Source organism: Mycobacterium sp. C31M (assembly GCF_053345865.1).
Genome location: NZ_JBKFAX010000004.1, coordinates 150,196 through 165,725 on the forward strand (window position 1 = coordinate 150,196; position 15,530 = coordinate 165,725).

General features: G+C 63.1%; 14 protein-coding genes. 7 read left to right on the forward strand and 7 right to left on the reverse strand.

Annotated features, from left to right (window positions below):
- Positions 1-122: 122 nt before the first annotated feature.
- The 6 genes from ACLBYA_RS07795 to ACLBYA_RS07820 form a co-directional block, all read right to left on the reverse strand.
- Positions 123-878, reverse strand: coding sequence for an SDR family oxidoreductase (locus tag ACLBYA_RS07795; protein ID WP_447708807.1), 756 nt, complete (start codon positions 876-878; stop codon positions 123-125).
- Between the two features lie 217 nt (positions 879-1,095).
- Positions 1,096-2,385, reverse strand: a complete 1,290-nt coding sequence (locus tag ACLBYA_RS07800; RefSeq protein WP_447708808.1) for an amidohydrolase family protein — start codon at positions 2,383-2,385, stop codon at positions 1,096-1,098.
- Positions 2,378-3,559 (reverse strand): CaiB/BaiF CoA transferase family protein, encoded by a 1,182-nt coding sequence (locus ACLBYA_RS07805; RefSeq protein WP_447708809.1) that lies wholly within the window; start codon positions 3,557-3,559, stop codon positions 2,378-2,380. Before ACLBYA_RS07805 ends, ACLBYA_RS07800 begins: the two co-directional genes overlap by 8 nt.
- Before the next feature lie 15 nt (positions 3,560-3,574).
- Positions 3,575-3,802 carry a biotin/lipoyl-containing protein gene (locus ACLBYA_RS07810; RefSeq protein ID WP_447708810.1) on the reverse strand — a complete coding sequence of 76 codons (228 nt, stop codon included), beginning with the start codon at positions 3,800-3,802 and terminating at the stop codon, positions 3,575-3,577.
- 17 nt (positions 3,803-3,819) lie between these two features.
- On the reverse strand, positions 3,820-4,899 hold the full coding sequence (locus ACLBYA_RS07815; RefSeq protein WP_447708811.1) for a thiamine pyrophosphate-dependent enzyme: 1,080 nt from the start codon (positions 4,897-4,899) through the stop codon (positions 3,820-3,822).
- Entirely contained in the window at positions 4,899-5,867 is a 969-nt protein-coding gene (locus tag ACLBYA_RS07820) for an alpha-ketoacid dehydrogenase subunit beta (protein WP_447708812.1), read from the reverse strand. The genes ACLBYA_RS07815 and ACLBYA_RS07820 overlap by 1 nt, the downstream gene beginning before the upstream one ends.
- A 396-nt stretch (positions 5,868-6,263) precedes the next feature.
- Between ACLBYA_RS07820 and ACLBYA_RS07825 the strand changes: the two genes are divergently transcribed.
- The 6 genes from ACLBYA_RS07825 (at position 6,264) to ACLBYA_RS07850 (ending at position 13,438) form a co-directional block, all read left to right on the forward strand.
- Complete coding sequence (locus ACLBYA_RS07825; protein WP_447708813.1) at positions 6,264-7,949, forward strand: GMC family oxidoreductase; 1,686 nt, start codon at positions 6,264-6,266, stop codon at positions 7,947-7,949.
- Between the two features lie 32 nt (positions 7,950-7,981).
- Positions 7,982-8,905, forward strand: coding sequence for a TauD/TfdA dioxygenase family protein (locus tag ACLBYA_RS07830; RefSeq protein ID WP_447708814.1), 924 nt, complete (start codon positions 7,982-7,984; stop codon positions 8,903-8,905).
- 107 nt (positions 8,906-9,012) lie between these two features.
- On the forward strand, positions 9,013-10,023 hold the full coding sequence (locus ACLBYA_RS07835; protein ID WP_447708815.1) for a thiamine pyrophosphate-dependent dehydrogenase E1 component subunit alpha: 1,011 nt from the start codon (positions 9,013-9,015) through the stop codon (positions 10,021-10,023).
- Entirely contained in the window at positions 10,020-11,027 is a 1,008-nt protein-coding gene (locus tag ACLBYA_RS07840) for an alpha-ketoacid dehydrogenase subunit beta (protein WP_447708816.1), read from the forward strand. The genes ACLBYA_RS07835 and ACLBYA_RS07840 overlap by 4 nt, the downstream gene beginning before the upstream one ends.
- Before the next feature lie 696 nt (positions 11,028-11,723).
- Positions 11,724-12,284: a hypothetical protein gene (locus tag ACLBYA_RS07845; protein WP_447708817.1), complete on the forward strand. Its 561-nt coding sequence runs from the start codon at positions 11,724-11,726 to the stop codon at positions 12,282-12,284.
- 38 nt (positions 12,285-12,322) lie between these two features.
- Positions 12,323-13,438: an adenylate cyclase regulatory domain-containing protein gene (locus tag ACLBYA_RS07850; RefSeq protein WP_447708818.1), complete on the forward strand. Its 1,116-nt coding sequence runs from the start codon at positions 12,323-12,325 to the stop codon at positions 13,436-13,438.
- A gap of 111 nt (positions 13,439-13,549) precedes the next feature.
- On the opposite strand, the gene ACLBYA_RS07855 is transcribed toward ACLBYA_RS07850, so the two are convergent.
- Positions 13,550-14,176, reverse strand: a complete 627-nt coding sequence (locus tag ACLBYA_RS07855) for a TetR/AcrR family transcriptional regulator (protein WP_447708819.1) — start codon at positions 14,174-14,176, stop codon at positions 13,550-13,552.
- 157 nt (positions 14,177-14,333) lie between these two features.
- Here ACLBYA_RS07855 and ACLBYA_RS07860 point away from each other — a divergent pair, with 157 nt between their 5' ends.
- Positions 14,334-15,509: a thiolase family protein gene (locus ACLBYA_RS07860; protein ID WP_447708820.1), complete on the forward strand. Its 1,176-nt coding sequence runs from the start codon at positions 14,334-14,336 to the stop codon at positions 15,507-15,509.
- Positions 15,510-15,530 lie beyond the last annotated feature (21 nt).

The window sequence follows — 15,530 nt, forward strand, 5'->3', positions numbered from 1 at the left end:
AGTGTGGGTACACCTGTGCGTCGGAATCCAACGAACAGTCGGGGCGTCCTGATCTTTTCCCGATCGACTGCGTTTCTGATTTCCCTGTTGTCAACAGACCTATGCCGGGCGGGCTTCCTTGCTCACTGTATTGTCCAACCACCGTCCACAGTGACCGTCGATCCGGTTGCGAACGATGCGGCATCTGAGCACAGCCACACTGCCACATCGCCGATCTCCTCCGGCTGTGCCAGCCGTCCGATCGGGTGAACAGCCGCGAGGGCGTTCACCGTCTCGTCCGAGTGTTGCGCCATCATCGGCGTGAGAACACCACCTGCGCACACTGCGTTCACTCGGATTCCGTGCTGGGCGTACTCCAGTGCCACCGACTTTGTCAGCCCGTTCACTCCATGTTTGCTCGCGCAGTACCCCGCCCCTCCTGGCACCCCGATCAACCCGCCTCCCGAGGAGATGTTCACGATGGCACCGCCGCCTCGCTTGAGCATCTCGATCACCTCCGCCTTCATACAGAGCCAGACGCCTTTGAGATTGAGGGCGATGGCCTGGTCCCACAACTGCTCACTTGCCTCGGCAATAGGCACCCCTTGCTGTCCGCCCACGCCGGCACTGTTGACGGCCCAGTCCAAACGCCCGTAGGTGGCGACGGTCTCTTTGACCAACGCGTCGACATCCGCCCACCGCGTCACGTCTGTCTTGATGAACACCGCTTCACCGCCTGCCGCGTCGATGAGCTGGACTGTTTCCTGCCCCGCATCCTCGCCTCGGTTGGCGATCACCACCTTCGCGCCGTGCCGGGCAAACGCCAGGGCCGTTGCACGCCCTATGCCCGAGCCCCCACCGGTGACCAGCGCAACCTTGCTATCCGCGACTGGAACCATACTGCGTCCTTCGTGTGTCAGGGGCATGTCCAGCGCGGGGTACTTACATCGCCTCGGACTTGGTCGAATTAAATCCTCTGCCCTGGAGGCGATTTGACTCAAACGCGCGCTGCTTCACAGCCGAGTTCCAGGTGGATCGTGACGTGTGGGATCTCAGTGCGCCAGTCGTTCATCGCAACGGTTCTCGGCGATCGCCTCGCGAGCTGGTGACTGACAATCAGCGTCCCAGGGAGGAGAGCGGTTTGTGTACGTCGCCGCGCGGGAAGTGATCTGCCTCCGGCGGAGTGAGAATCTCCTCGAGTGTCGGGCCGACCGTGTTCGCGACCGATCGAAGGGTGTGTGCATCGAAACCGTAGAGGTCGATGGCATTCTCGCCGAGAATGAGACGGGCTTCGTCGACGGGGACGCCGGCACCACCGATGATGGCGCGCATGTACTCGCGATGGCCTGGCCCCAGGCCCCAGGTGCCCTCCGGATGCGGGAAATCCATCCCGATCGTCATCTTGGTCAGGCCGATCTCGTGCCGAGCCTGCACTTCGGCTTTCGACACCACCGATGAGCCGAGGTGGCATTGCCGTGCGAAATACTCCGAAGGCCGATGCTTGACGATCTCGTGCACGTCGCGGCGGAGGTAGCTGCCCTCCCAGGAGTAGTCCATGTTCACGAGTTCGCCAGGGACCCAACCGGATCCCTGCTCGGTGAAGATGACTTGAAGTTTTGGGTGACGTTCGAGTACGCCACCCCAGATCAGCTGCTTGAGCAGGTAGTGGCAGAAGAAGAACATCGGTGGCGAGAAAATGGACATGGCCATCGCCGGATGCGGCAGCGGCGGGAGTTTGGGGACGTACTCCGAGGCACCCGAGATGGCGATGTGGCTGGCGACGGGCATCTGGAGGTCCTCGAGCAGACTCCAGATCGGTTCGTGCCGCTCGTGGAACACCGGGTGTTCCTCGCCGAACATCGGCATGACGATGCCGCGGAGTCCGGCGGTCTTCGCCCAGCGGATCTCCGCCAGCGCCGCGTCGACGTCCTCGAATCCTACGACCGCCAAGCCGGCGAATCGGTCCGGTGCGGCCGAGACGAAGTCGACGAGCCAGCGGTTGTAGGCCTTGTTGCCAAGCGCGATCTGTTCGGGGGTCCGACGGTAGTCGAGCGTGGCGGCGACAAAGGGCGCGTATAGTTCCCACGGCAGTCCGAAATCCGGAAAGAGGACTTCGGCCGCGACGCCGGCTCGCTCCATCTCCTGTAACCGGGCGGCTGCGTCCCAGGTGCCCTCGAGACGGTCTTGGTCGAGGACCTGTCGTTGCCAGATTTCGACGACGTCGAGGTCGAAGGCCTTCTCCATGGATTTGCGCTCGCTGTTACGTGATCCCTTCTCGCGATACACGGAACAGAACGCGTCGAACTCGTCGTGATACCTCGACGGCATGTAGTCGCGGTACTCGTGCATGCGCGCCGTGGCGTGACCGTCCGACGATATCATCAGCAGTCTCGGCTCGTCAGCCATGGTGGTCTCCGGTGCTGAACAGAACTCCTTGCTCGATGAGCGCGTCGACGTCGCCGGCATCCATCACCTCGACGGCGATCTCGCGACTGTGCTGGCCGACGCGCGGAGCACTGCCGGTACGCTGCGGACGCTCACCGCCGAAACGCCAGGGCACTCGAACAAGCTGTACCCCTTCACTTTCCGGTTCCAGCAGATCGAGCCATTGCACTTGTTCGTCCCGACGAAAGCCGTCCATGCTCAATGCGGGCGCAAACGGAACATCGAAGTCGAGCAGCAGTTTGTGCCAGTGCGCCGCCGGGCGCTTGACAAACTCGAGCTCCAGAATCGGGGTCAGTGCCGCATAGTCGGCCATCCGCTCGTTGAAAGAGCCAAACCGAGGATCTGACAACAGGTCTGGGCGCTCGATGGCGGCAGTGAGCGACCGCCAGAACTTCTCCGACGAGCTGAGGTGCAGGACGATGAACTGGTCGTCAGCCGTCCGTAGGCAGAAATTGAGCGCCTGAGGATGCCGGCTCTGGCGAGTCGGGGCGATGCCGCTCTCGCACAGTTGCGTCATGGCGTCTATCGTCAGTGTGCTGACGGCCTCGGTGATGGAGGTGTCGACCTGCCAGCCGACGGTGTGTCGATTTCCGACCAGCGCAGCGAGAACGCCGGTGGCGGTGGACAGTCCCGTCACCAGATCAGCAAGGCAGGTCCCGACCAGCCTAGCGTTGCCGGCGTCGCTCAGGGTGTGTACCAGACCGCCGAACGCCTGGCCGATCATGTCGTATGCCGGCCGTTGCGCCATCGGACCGCCTTCGCCGAACCCAGTGACCGATGTGTAGATCAGATCCGGCTTCAGTCGGGTCAACTCTTCGGGGCCAAGACCCAGCGCCGTCATCCGCCCCGGACGCATGTTCTCCACGATTGCATCGGCGGTGGGCACCAGCGCCTTCACCAGCGCGACACCCCGCTCGGATTTGAGATTTACTGCCAGACTGCGCTTTCCAGCGTTGTACTGTTTGAAGTACAAGCTGGCATCGTCGACGTTGCGCCGGAAATCGTCACCGGGTCCGGGACGTTCGATCTTGATGACGTCTGCTCCCAGGGAGCACAGAATCGACGTTGCGTACGGGCCGGCGATGTAGCCACCGAACTCGATCACTCTCAGTCCGCGTAGCGGCAGCTGCTCCATGGGATTCCCTGTCTTTCAGGCCGTCTCGAGCTCTATCACGCCGATCGGTTCTCCTACCGGTACCACGGCGCCGACCTCCGCGATGATCTGCTTGAGAACGCCGGTCGCCGGTGCGGGCACCTCGGAATCGACCTTGTCGGTCGACACTTCCACCAACGGGTCGAATTCAGCGACCCGATCACCGACGGCAACAATCCAATTCAGGATCTCGCCCTCATCGACCGATTCGCCGAGCCGGGGCATTACGACGATGTGCTCTGTCATTGTTCTCCATTTCTGATCGCCTCGAGACGTTGCTGCTCAAGGGTGGGGCTGAGTGTCTCGTATACGTGGTCGAAGATTGCCGCGGGCCCAGGGCGCGGCAGTGCCGTCACACGATGTACCGCGTCGACAACCCGCTTGCGGACCGTCTCCTTCAACTCCGTCAGTTCTTGCTCCGCGACCAGGCCGGCGCGAAGACAATACCTGACCACCCGGCCGATCGGTTCCAGCTGCAGCGCGTCTTCGACCTCGCGATCACAGCGGTAGGCCTTCGGATTGTCCGATGTGTTGTGGAAGCCGAGCCGGTAGGTCCGACATTCGATGAGCGTGGGCCCAGTGCCCGCACGGGCACGATCCACGGCGGTTCGCGTGGCGTCGAAGACCGCGAACAGATCGTTTCCGTCGACCGTCACGCCGGGCATTCCGTAACCGGCGCCGCGCGCGGCGAGGGTCGGGGCCGCGGTCTGCGATGCGACAGGTGTGGAGATTGCGTAGCCGTTGTTGATCACGACGACGACCAAGGGAACATGCTGCACACCTGCAAGATTCAGTGCCTCGTGAAAATCGCCCTCGGAGGTGGCGCCGTCACCGCAGTACACCATGACGACGCCCGGTTCGTTCTTCAGCTTCAACGCCCAGGCCAAGCCGGCCGCATGTGGCAGCTGAGCGCCGATTGCCTGCTGCCGGGGCAGCAGGTTCACGCCCGGTGGAATCGCTGCGTGGTCTAGTCGGCCCATGTAGGAACTCAAGAGGTTGTCGAGTGGCAGACCGTGATGCAGCAGAGCGGGTTGTTCCCGGGAAGCGGGGACGATCCAATCTATTGCGGGATCCAGTGTCATGGCCGATCCGAGTGCCGAGGCCTCCTGGCCGTGGACGGGTCCGTACACCCCGAGGCGACCGAGACGCTGCAACTTGATTGCCAGTTCGTCCAATTCGCGAGACTCGAGCATCCGCTCCAACGCCTCGCGAACCTGAGACGGTGACATCGGACAATCCCCGTCCAGGCGCCCCTCGGGGCTCAGACGGGACGGTACGACCTGCGGGCCGGCGGGCGTACTGGCGTGCATCAACTCGGCCATCAGTCGAAGCCGAGGACATCGGTCACGGCGTCGATCACGCGCCTGACGGACGGAAGGTAATGGTCTTCCAGCGTGCCGGCCGGATACGGTGCGTCGTAACAAGCCACCCGCCGCACCGGACCGGCCAACGCCCGGAAGGCTTCATTCTGTGTCACGGCTACGATTTCGGCGCCGAACCCACCGGTCAACGGACCCTCGTGGACGACGACGACGCGACCGGTGCGCGAAGCCGCGTCGATGAGGGTTTCGACGTCGAGGGGGACTAGCGTGCGCAGGTCGAGTACCGACGCGGCCACTCGGTGCTCCTGCAGTTGATCGGCCACCTCCAGGCACAGGTGAACTGCTGCACCCCAGGAAACGAGCGTGACGTCGGCGCCGGTGCGTACCAGGCGGCCGCCGCCGGTTGTCACCGGGTCGTCGGTCGCGACATCGGCGCGGAGCTTTCGGTAAAGGCGCTGGGGCTCGACCACCAACACGGGGTCGGGATCCCGGATGGCTGCCCGCAGCAGCGTCAGGGCATCTTGCGGAAAAGCGGGGCAGTACACCTTGATTCCGGGGGACTGGGTGAACTGCGTTTCCACCGCATCAGCGTGGAATTCCGGTGTCCGGGTGCCCCCACCCGATGGTGCTCTGATCGTCACCGGCATCGGGTACCGGCCGCGGGACCGCGTTCGGAAGCGGGCCAGCTGGGGGCCGATCTGGTGGAAGGCCTGATGTGTGAAACCCAGGAACTGGATCTCGGCCACCGGGATCAGGCCGCCGACCGCCAGTCCGATGGACGCGCCGATGATCGCACCCTCGGACAGCGGCGTATCGACAACCCGGCGCGCCCCGTACTTCTCGTGAAGGCCTGCAGTGGCGCGGAATACGCCGCCAAGCCGGCCGACGTCCATTCCGAGCAGCAGCATTCGCTCATCTCGGTCCATCTCCAGTGCCAGCGCGAGTCTGATGGCCTCGATGACGGACATGTTCGTGTTCCCGGTGGGAGGCGACTGCAGGCCGGGACCAGCATCCGGGGAGACGATCGTCACTCGCACAGTAAATGGCCGCACAAAAGCGTTTGTCAAGCACTTGGGCCTGTCGATCAGAATCGTGGGACGACTTTCCCGGCGAGATAAGTGTGCGGGTCGTCCCGCGTGGGAGCGTTGATACGCTTGACATCCGTTTGTACGGCCATTTAACTGATGCGGTGCGACCTGCCGAGGCGTGCAGGCGGTCCGGCAGTCCATCGTCATCGGGCTGACGCCGGCCGCGGCCTGCTCTCCCAAGGTGAGGGAAATACACCGAACGTGACCCGTTGGTCGATTCCTCCATCTATAATAAAATATATTCAGCGTTGTGGCGTTGGAGAGAGGGAGTGCTGAATGAAGGAATCGGGCCGGTACGACACCATCATCGTGGGAGCCGGATCGACGGGCTGTGCGTTGGGTGCTCGGCTTGCGGAGGACCCCTCCCGCTCGGTGCTGATCGTAGAAGCAGGAAAGCGGTTCGGCGGCATCGAGAACTACCCCGACGACATGAAGTTTGCACGGTCGACCGCGGCCGCCATGCCGGGTCATCCCAACGCGTGGTCGATGATGGGCGAACTCATCCCAGGCACATCCTTTCCCGTGTCCCGCGGCAAGGTCCTCGGCGGTTCGAGTGCGACCAACGGGGCAATCTTTCTCCGTAGCAACCCCGACGACTACGACGGTTGGGCACGCCTCGGAAACTCGGAATGGTCCTATGAAAAGGTGCTGCCGTACCTGATCAAGCAGGAGACCGACCGCGATTTCGGCGCGACCGCCATTCACGGTGGAACGGGACCGATTCCGGTCAACCGGTGGGGCAAGAACGACCTGGCGCCGGTATCGGAGGCCTTCGCTGAAGCGTGTGTCGGCGCCGGGCACGCCTGGGACGACGACATGAACAGTCCCGACAGCACCGGCGTCGGGTTGCTGCCGTTCAACGCCGTTGATGGCATCCGCCAGAACGCCGCGGTGTGCTATCTGGAACCGATCGCCGGCCGGTCTAATCTGACAATCATGGACGAGGCGCTGGTACACCGGGTGGTGTTCGACGGGTACCGGGCGGTCGGAGTCGAGGTGTCGCGTCCCGGCGAGGGACTGATCCGGCTATCGGCCGATGAGGTCGTGCTGTGTGCGGGGGCTTTGAAATCGCCGCAGCTGTTGATGCTTTCAGGTATCGGGCCGTCGAACGTGCTCAAGCCGCTCGGGATCGACGTGGTCCACGAGTCGCCGTACGTCGGCCAGAACTTCATCGACCATCCCTTTGCCAACCTGAAGTACCGGACCGACAAGTACATTCCCAACGCCGGCAAACGGCCGTTCTCCGAAGTGGCGCTGAACTTCGACCCTGACAGCAGCGGGACAGCAGAGCTCCGGATCTACGCGCAGCTCTACACCCATATGAACATGCTGTTCGGCATCTTCCACGGTCAGGGTATGTCCGATCGACTGCGGGCGACCGGAAACGCGGTGGCCCACCTGGGAAGCACCTTGCGCAGCCTGCGGGGAACCTCGCTGAAGGCGCTGAAGAACGAGGTGTCCGAACGGGGTGACCTGAACATCGGCCCCAGCCTCGGCACTGTGGACAGCCGAGGACAACTCAGCATCTCATCCACGGATCCGGCGGCGTCCCCGGTCATAGAGTTCAGGTATATGAGTGAACCGAAAGACCTGGAACGTATGAGATTCGGTGTTCGTACCGCTGTCGAGCTGATGAACCGACCCGAGTTCCAGCGTCTGAAGCCGGAGGTGACCACCGCGCCGTCACGCGACGAGCTGCGCAACGATGCAGAACTCAACAAATGGATCCTGGCCCACCTGAGTACGTCGTTCCACGCTTCGGGCACATGCAAGATGGGTCCGCACAGTGACGAGACGGCGGTGGTGGATCAGTACGGATCGGTCCGGGGAGTGGATGGGCTACGGGTGATCGACATATCCATCCTGCCCACGATTCCGCGGCGTCCGACCAACGCCACAGCGGTGATGCTCGGTGAGCGAGCGTCCGCATTCATGCAGGCGACCAGCCAGTCTGCACATTGAGGCAGCGACAACCAAGGAGAGGGACAGGGACAATGAGTAGCACCATCACCACCGAGGTCGGATACGACACCATTTCTGTGCAGCCGATGCCGGGCGGAGTCGGTGCGCAGATCGTGGGTCTCGATCTTCGAGACGAGTTGAGTGACGCCGTCATCAACGACATTCGCGTCGCCCTGGCCAACCACTGCGTCGTGTCCCTGGGCGTCCAGGACATCAAGCCCTCGCAGTATGAGGCGTTCGCCAAACGCTTTGGCAAGGTCTACATCCCGTCGCTCACGGGTTGCGTCATGGCGCCCGGCACCGAGGGGCTCGCCGTTCTCGACGCCGAAGGCGTTGGCGTCACCGCCCGCAAGGCGGGCGGTGACTGGCATGTCGACGAACTGTGGACCGCCACCCCGAACGAGTTGGCCACGATCCGTTCCGCGGAACTCCCGCCGCGTGGAGCCGGGACCGCATTCTCCAGTATGTACAAAGCCTATGACGCACTGACGCAGCCGATGAAGGATCTCATCGACCCGTTGCAGGCCGAGTATTCGGCCAGCATCTCGGTGAAGAACTACACCCTGATGGCGCAGAAGACCGATGAGCCCGAGCGCCGGGAGCGTTATGAGGCGGCTGCGCGTAACGCCGCCGCGCTGCCGCCGGTGGTGCATGACCTGGTCAAGGTGCACCCGATCACCGGGCGGAAGTACCTGTGCTACACGCATCATGTCTTCGAGCGTGTGGTCGGACTCAGCCAGCCCGAGAGTCAGATGCTGTCTGAATTCTTGTACGCGCACATCGCGTCACTGGACTTCATCTATACCCATCACTGGACGCTGGGCGAAGTCGCCATGTGGGACGAGCGTCTCTGCCAGCACGCCGGTGTTCTGCACCAGGGTGTTCCGGGCGAACCACCGCGGGTGATGTGGCGCGTCTACATCCAGGAGAATCCGTACACCCCGGCCTCGAACTAGGCAGTTCGTTCGCTGTCCCGTACCCGCGGAACCGCGGCCCGCATCGACATACCACCGCCGACATCCTGAAACCGGATTCCCGTCGGCATTGCTTGAGGAGGTTCAGGTTGACCGTATCCACCGGCGCTGTGCGCGAGCAGTTGAACAGGTCGGATTTCGAGTTCATGTATCGGGTCATGAAGACCTCGATGGTGGCCGATGACCGGGCACGGTCCGAGGCACGTGCCGGCGCGCTGCGTGCCGCCTTCTATCCGGTCAGAGGTCTGGAAGGCGTCTGCGCGGCGCTGGGCGCAGCCCTGGACGAGAGCGACTACGTGGTTTCGACGTACCGGAATCTCGGGGACCTGCTGGCCAAGCGGGTGCCGCTGCGAAGCATCATCTCCGAGCTTTACGGGCGATCGGACGGAACGGGACGGGGCAAGGGCGGCCCCATGCATATCAAGGACGCTTCCGTCGGGTTGATGGCCACCAGCGGCATTGTCGGCGCGGGAATTCCGATCGCAGTCGGCCTCGGCCTGGCGACGCAACTCGACGATTCTCCGCGTGCGGTAGTCGTGACTTTCGGCGACGGAGCCACCGCTACCGGGGCCTATCACGAGGCCATCGCCCTGGCCGCTGTCTGGCGCTTGCCCGTAGTCTTCGTCTGCCAGAACAACCAGTGGGCCGAACACACGCCGATCGTCGACTACACGTCCTCGCCTGAAATCGCGAAGCGGGCCGGCGCGTACGAATTGCCGGCCACCCGCGTGGATGGTTTCGATCCGATCGCCACATACGGAGCCCTGCGCGAGGCAATTGACCGGGCTCGTAACGGCAATGGACCGACGTTCGTCGAATGTGTGACCTACCGGCTCGGCAGCCACAGCGCGAATGCCGATTACTCCTACATGCCGAAGGACGAGCTGGCTGCGGCGCAGGTCCGCGATCCTGCCCCGACGTTCCGGCGTTGGCTCCTCGGCGAGGGAGTGCTCCAGGAGGCGGATTTGAGCGCCATTGACGACGACATCAGTGCCGCGGTGACAGACGCCTTCGATTTCGCGCAGAACAGTGCGCGGCTCGGACCAGACGAGCTGTACAGCGACGTATTCGGTGACAAGGAATGGGTGACTGGTCGATGAAATCATTGACAGAAGCGCAGGCTGGGCCGTCCAGCACGATGTCGATGGCGGTCGCGCTCAACTCCGCTCTCGACGCGGCGTTTGCCCGGCGCAGCGACGTGATCGCGCTGGGCGAGGACATCGCCGACCCGGCCGGTGGCGTGTTCAAGGTGACCAAAGGTCTGTCGACGAAGTATGGGGCCGACCGGGTACGTTCGACACCGATCGCCGAACAGGCCATTGTCGGTGCCGCGATCGGTGCCGCCCTCGGTGGTTACCGCCCCGTGGCCGAGATCATGTTCTTCGACTTCATCACCATCGCGATGGATCAGATCATCAATCACGCGGCAAAACTCCGCTATGTGAGCGGCGGACACTCGAGTGTTCCGATCACCATCCGCACGGCGATCGGCGACACGCGTTTCGGTCCGCAGCACTCGCAGTCGCTCGAGGCCTGGTTCATGCACACACCCGGAATCAAGGTGGTGATGCCGTCGAATCCGATCGATGCCAAGGGCTTGCTCACCGCGTGCATCGATGATGACGACCCGTGCCTGTTCATCGAGAACGTGAATCTGATGTTCTCGGTGAAGACACCGACACCGGACACCGAATACCAGATTCCCCTCGGGTCGGCGCGCATCGTCCGGCCCGGCGATGACGTCACTCTGATCACCTACGGGGCCATGGTGTCTGTGGCCGAGAAGGTTGGCGACATGCTGGCAGCGGAAGGTATTTCCACCGAGGTCATCGACCTTCGGAGTCTGGTGCCGCTCGACTTCGAAACGGTGTTGCGCTCGGTCGAACGTACCCGACGAGCGGTGGTGCTACACGAGGCAACGCGGTTTTGTGGCCCGGGTGCCGAGATCGCCTCGGTAATCACCGAAGAACTGTTCGGTGATCTGCTTGCTCCGACCTTACGCATCGGTGGCGCGTTCAGTCCTCGCCCGTTTACGCCGCTCGGTCATTTGCCGGATTCCGATCAGATCGTCACCGGGGTCCGAGAACTTGTAACGGGCGGTTGAGTACGGAAGACGAGCCGATTCGTCGATCCGGCTCCGTGACGGCGTCGCGCCGGCCGTCGGCCACCTCGGAACGGCTCCAGTCGAGAGCCGGGTGCGGTTGCTCTCGATGGCGATGACTCCCGCGCGGAACGGCCTACTTGACGGGAGGTCGCATGGGCCCGCAAACTGACATTAACAAATGTCAGATTAGTCACGAGCGTGGCGGGAAGTGACGCACGTTACCGGGCGGTAGAGCGTCGACACCAACTCGGTGAACATCTACAAGGGAGGTGGGTGAGGCGTGACGCATTTTCCGCGCGAGAGCGGTTCGCATCTGGAGGGCGTGTCCCTGATTCCGGCGACGTTCCAGCATGTTTGCCGATGTCCTGCCCGTTCTGACTACATCGAGTTGTGCTTCGAGACAGCAGAGGGACCGTGGAGGTGGTGCTTACCCGAACCGTCTGAGCCGAGCAAAACCGAGTTCAGCAGTGGCGTACTCGCGCTTACTGAAGGGCCATATGGCGTCCGGGCTCGTTGCGTCGAGGATGGCCGGTTTGGGTTCGTCCTGCCGATCTCGCAAGCCCTTCCGATGATTCTCGGTGGTTCCCGCACATTGGTGGCTCGAAAGCTGGTCGAGCGAGGATGGTAGCAAGATGGCCGTTGTGGGGCAGACGGCCCCGCCGATCGACATTTGCTGGCGCACTTTGTTGTCTTTCGATGGTGCTGGCGTTGTTGTGCAGTACCTCGGTCGGTCGTGCGGGTGCGGATCCGTGGGATCCGGCTCCGCCGATCTTGCCGGAGTTTGTTCCGGCTGCGAGTAGTTGGGCTCCGCAGTTTCCGTATCCTTATGATCAGACGCGCAAGAACGTGACGGATGTCGATATCAATGCGATGCGGGAGATGTGTCAGTGGTTCAATGCGCAGTATCGCGATCTGCGCAACCAGTTGGACAAGTTCGGGTTCAATCTGTTGCAGGCGAACAATGATTGGACTGCCGGCATGATCCAGGCCCAGGCTGACAATGTGGCCATGAATGTGGAGCGGACGGTCGCGTTCCTGACTCCGCGGACGACGGCGCTGACCATCAGTCAGGACTTCGCCGGGGATCTGTATTTCCCGATCTACCAGGGTGAGCCGTTCTATCGGTTGTGGCAGGAACTGTCCAATGTCGGGGTGGGTATCCGTGCGCGCAATACCGCGTGGGTGTATGGGCCTTCACAGCAGCGAGTCAAACGGTGGGCCAGCCAAATCGAGCGATCACGTATCTGCGACCAGTGATGGCCCGGGTGTGCCAATGAGCGTTTCCGAGCCCTGAAGTGGTTCCCGTAGACCTTCTTGCCGGTTTGAAGGGGGACGCCCGGAGAGATCGCTCCGAGTTGATCGGTTGGTTGCTCGACCGGGGTTTCACTGTGGAACAGATTCGGCAGTCGGACACGCCGATGCTGCTGCCTGCAAATCGGGTCATGGGTGAAGACGGTGTGTACGTGTCGGAGCGTCAGGTCGCCGTCTCATCGGGTGTCGAGTTGGAGCTCCTGAGGCGTCTGCAACATGCAGCTGGTCTGCCTCGAATCGACGACCCTGATGCCGCAGTTCTGCATCGCGTTGATGCTGAAGCCGCCGCCGCAGCAAGCTACTTCATCGATTTCGGACTTGACGTGGATGACGCGATAGCTGTCGTCCGTGTACTGATGGAAGGCCTCAGCCACACCGCAGCGCTGCTGCGCGATACGAGTTTCAAGATCTGGACAAAGCCCGGCGCGACAGAGATCGAATTGGCGCAGTCGGCCGAGGCCCTCACTCGTGACGCTGCACCCCGAATACTGTCGGTTGTCCAAGGGCTTCTACTTATGCAGATGCGACGGATGTTCGAGGCCGAGGGCATCGGATCTGCCGAGAGAGCGGCGGGCGAGTTGTCCGGGGCGCGGATGGTTGCCGTCGCCTTCGCCGATCTGTCCGGGTTCACGCCGCTTGGCGAGGTCGTCGCGCCAGAAGATCTGGCGCGAGTGGCGAGTGTGCTCTCCGATCTTGCGCATGACGTGGTGACCGCGCCGGTACGTTTCGTCAAGACAATCGGCGATGCAGTGATGTTGGTCAGCCCGGAACCGTATCCTCTCGTCGAGACTCTCATCGTGTTGCTCGATGAGGCGGCCGGCTGTGGGTTGCCACCAATGCGTGGGGGCGTGACCATGGGCCGAGCTGTCAGTCGCGCAGGCGACTGGTTCGGCAGTCCCGTGAACGTGGCGAGCCGTGTGGTCGGTCTCGCGGAGCCCGGCAGTGTCCTGGTTGCCGAGCCTGCTCGTGAACTCATCGGCGACGTGGCAGGCCTCGTGTGGAATTCGATAGGTAGGCAATCTCTTCGGGGCGTTGCCGCGGAGGTCGAACTGTTCCGTGTGGACCGCGATCGCGAAGGTCAGGGCCGGCAGCTGTCATGAACCTTGTCCGTCATCGCCGCAATGGCCGACGGCCGACCGCTGGTCAAACGTAGACCAGCTACCACAAAGTACTTTCACTCGGGATACTGCATTCGCCGAGGGTGGGATCGCTCACCGCGTCCTGCGGGCAGCGGGAAGTAGGCTCGCCGACTCGAACAGCGCGGCGATATGATCGGCGATCTCGTCCGCGCCGGCATTGATCTGGCCTTCGACCCAGGCCAGCGTGAGTTCCGAGCAGGCACCCGCGAGCGCGTACGCGGACATCTGCATGCTCAGTTTGTCCGCCGGAGTGGTGGCGCTTGTCGGAGGGAACTCCGACATCATGATCTCGACAGAGTTGTGCACCAGTCGGTTGCGTAGTCGAGTGAGACTGCCGGTGGCGCCGAATGTCTCGACGAGCACGAAGCGTGCCAGCCGCGGATCGGCGGTGACCGCGTCGATGAACAACATGATTCGAGCTCGCAGTCTTTCCGGACCCGGCTCCCCGGGGGGTTCAGGCGTCAGTTGCTCCTCGACCAGGTCGTCCATCAGCGCGTCCACGAACGTGTCGATCGAGTCGAACTGTTCATAGAAATAGCGCTTGATCAGACCGGCCTTCTGGCATATCTCGCCGACGGTCACGCTCGCGATGCCGCGCTCGGCGAAGAGCGCAAGACCGGCGTCGAACAGTCGTTGCCGACGATCTGTTCGACGCTGGGCCGCTGGTATCCCTCCGTATACGCGTCCAGGCTCCGTCATAGGACGAGTATGGCACCAGCCATCGCCGCAGAACTCGTGGCCAGTGCAGTTGCCACGACGGTTCGGCGGTGCTCGCTTCGGCGTCGCTTGCAGGAATCGCCCTGAATAGGATAATCATATTACTGTTAGACGGGTCGAGAGGTGGGTTTCGAGGTCAATGCGCGAGGTGGCGATTGCCGGCGTTTACCAGACGGTCCAGGGTGATCTGAATGATCGGAATCAGACCGAGCTGTGGTGGGAATGCGCACGCGGTGCCACCGCCGACGCCGGCCTCGGCCTGGGCGATATCGACGGACTGATCGGAGAGGGGCCCAGCGGGGTGGGTCTGCGGCCGAACATGCCGGCCAATGCCCTGGGCAACGATCTGCTGGGTAAGCCGCTGCGGTTCCACGCGGCGAGCAGCATCGGGGCCGCCAACACGGCAGCGGGGGTCAACCTGGCGGTCTACGCGATCGCCTCCGGGCGTGCTGACTGCGTGGTGATCGTGAACGCGGTGGCCGGGCCCACCGAGGGTGTATTCAGCGGCAACCGCGACGAGGCCGTCGCCGCGATGGGCAAGTTCAGCGGTCCGTATGAATACGTGTACGGCACCACCCGGGTGTCTGACTACGCGGTGTTCGCAATGCGACACATGTACGAGTTCGGTACGACATCCGAGCAGCTCGCCGAGGTAGCCGTCGCGCAACGGGCGAGTGCCACCCTGCATCCGCTGTCCGTCAACGGAGGCCGTGGCCTGATCACCACCGACGACGTGCTCGACTCGCGGATGATCGCCGACCCGCTGCACCTGTTGGACTGCTGTGCCATCAACCAGGGCGGCGGTGCCATCGTGGTCACGACCGCCGACCACGTGCGAAGCCAGGGACGTCCGGTGGTGTCGCTGCTCGGGTACGGCGAGGGCCACAGTCACATCGACGTCAACTCGGTTCCCAGCTTGGCCGAATTCGCCTCGAGCAAGGTCGCCGCCGACACAGCGTTCGCCGAAGCCGGCGTGAGCCGCGACGATATCGACGTCACCGGCATCGGTGACCACTTCACCATCAACGTCATCCTCGGTCTGGAAGGCGCGGGATTCTGCAAAGTGGGTGAGGGCGGTGCGTTCGTCGAGGGCGGCACACTGGGTGTCGCGGGTTCGTTGCCGACCAATACTGCCGGCGGTTTCCTGTCCTTCAGCCACGCCGGGCGGTGCGGGTTGTTCACCCTCGCCGAAGTGGTCGAGCAACTTCGCGGTACCGCCGGCCCCCGCCAGGTCGCGAACGCGAGGTACGGGTTCGTCAACGGGGTCGGCGGGGCGATGCAGAACAACTTCGCGATGGTCCTCGGGAGGGTCTGAGATGGCGGACTGCGCATTGCG

Coding starts and splice junctions, on each gene's coding strand:
- ACLBYA_RS07820 (WP_447708812.1), bottom strand. CDS start 5,867: ATGTCCGTCATCGAGGCCATCAGACTCGCGCTGGCACTGGAGATGGAC.
- ACLBYA_RS07795 (WP_447708807.1), bottom strand. CDS start 878: ATGGTTCCAGTCGCGGATAGCAAGGTTGCGCTGGTCACCGGTGGGGGC.
- ACLBYA_RS07805 (WP_447708809.1), bottom strand. CDS start 3,559: ATGGAGCAGCTGCCGCTACGCGGACTGAGAGTGATCGAGTTCGGTGGC.
- ACLBYA_RS07810 (WP_447708810.1), bottom strand. CDS start 3,802: ATGCCCCGGCTCGGCGAATCGGTCGATGAGGGCGAGATCCTGAATTGG.
- ACLBYA_RS07800 (WP_447708808.1), bottom strand. CDS start 2,385: ATGGCTGACGAGCCGAGACTGCTGATGATATCGTCGGACGGTCACGCC.
- ACLBYA_RS07840 (WP_447708816.1), top strand. CDS start 10,020: ATGAAATCATTGACAGAAGCGCAGGCTGGGCCGTCCAGCACGATGTCG.
- ACLBYA_RS07855 (WP_447708819.1), bottom strand. CDS start 14,176: ATGACGGAGCCTGGACGCGTATACGGAGGGATACCAGCGGCCCAGCGT.
- ACLBYA_RS07860 (WP_447708820.1), top strand. CDS start 14,334: ATGCGCGAGGTGGCGATTGCCGGCGTTTACCAGACGGTCCAGGGTGAT.
- ACLBYA_RS07815 (WP_447708811.1), bottom strand. CDS start 4,899: ATGGCCGAGTTGATGCACGCCAGTACGCCCGCCGGCCCGCAGGTCGTA.
- ACLBYA_RS07845 (WP_447708817.1), top strand. CDS start 11,724: ATGGTGCTGGCGTTGTTGTGCAGTACCTCGGTCGGTCGTGCGGGTGCG.
- ACLBYA_RS07830 (WP_447708814.1), top strand. CDS start 7,982: ATGAGTAGCACCATCACCACCGAGGTCGGATACGACACCATTTCTGTG.
- ACLBYA_RS07825 (WP_447708813.1), top strand. CDS start 6,264: ATGAAGGAATCGGGCCGGTACGACACCATCATCGTGGGAGCCGGATCG.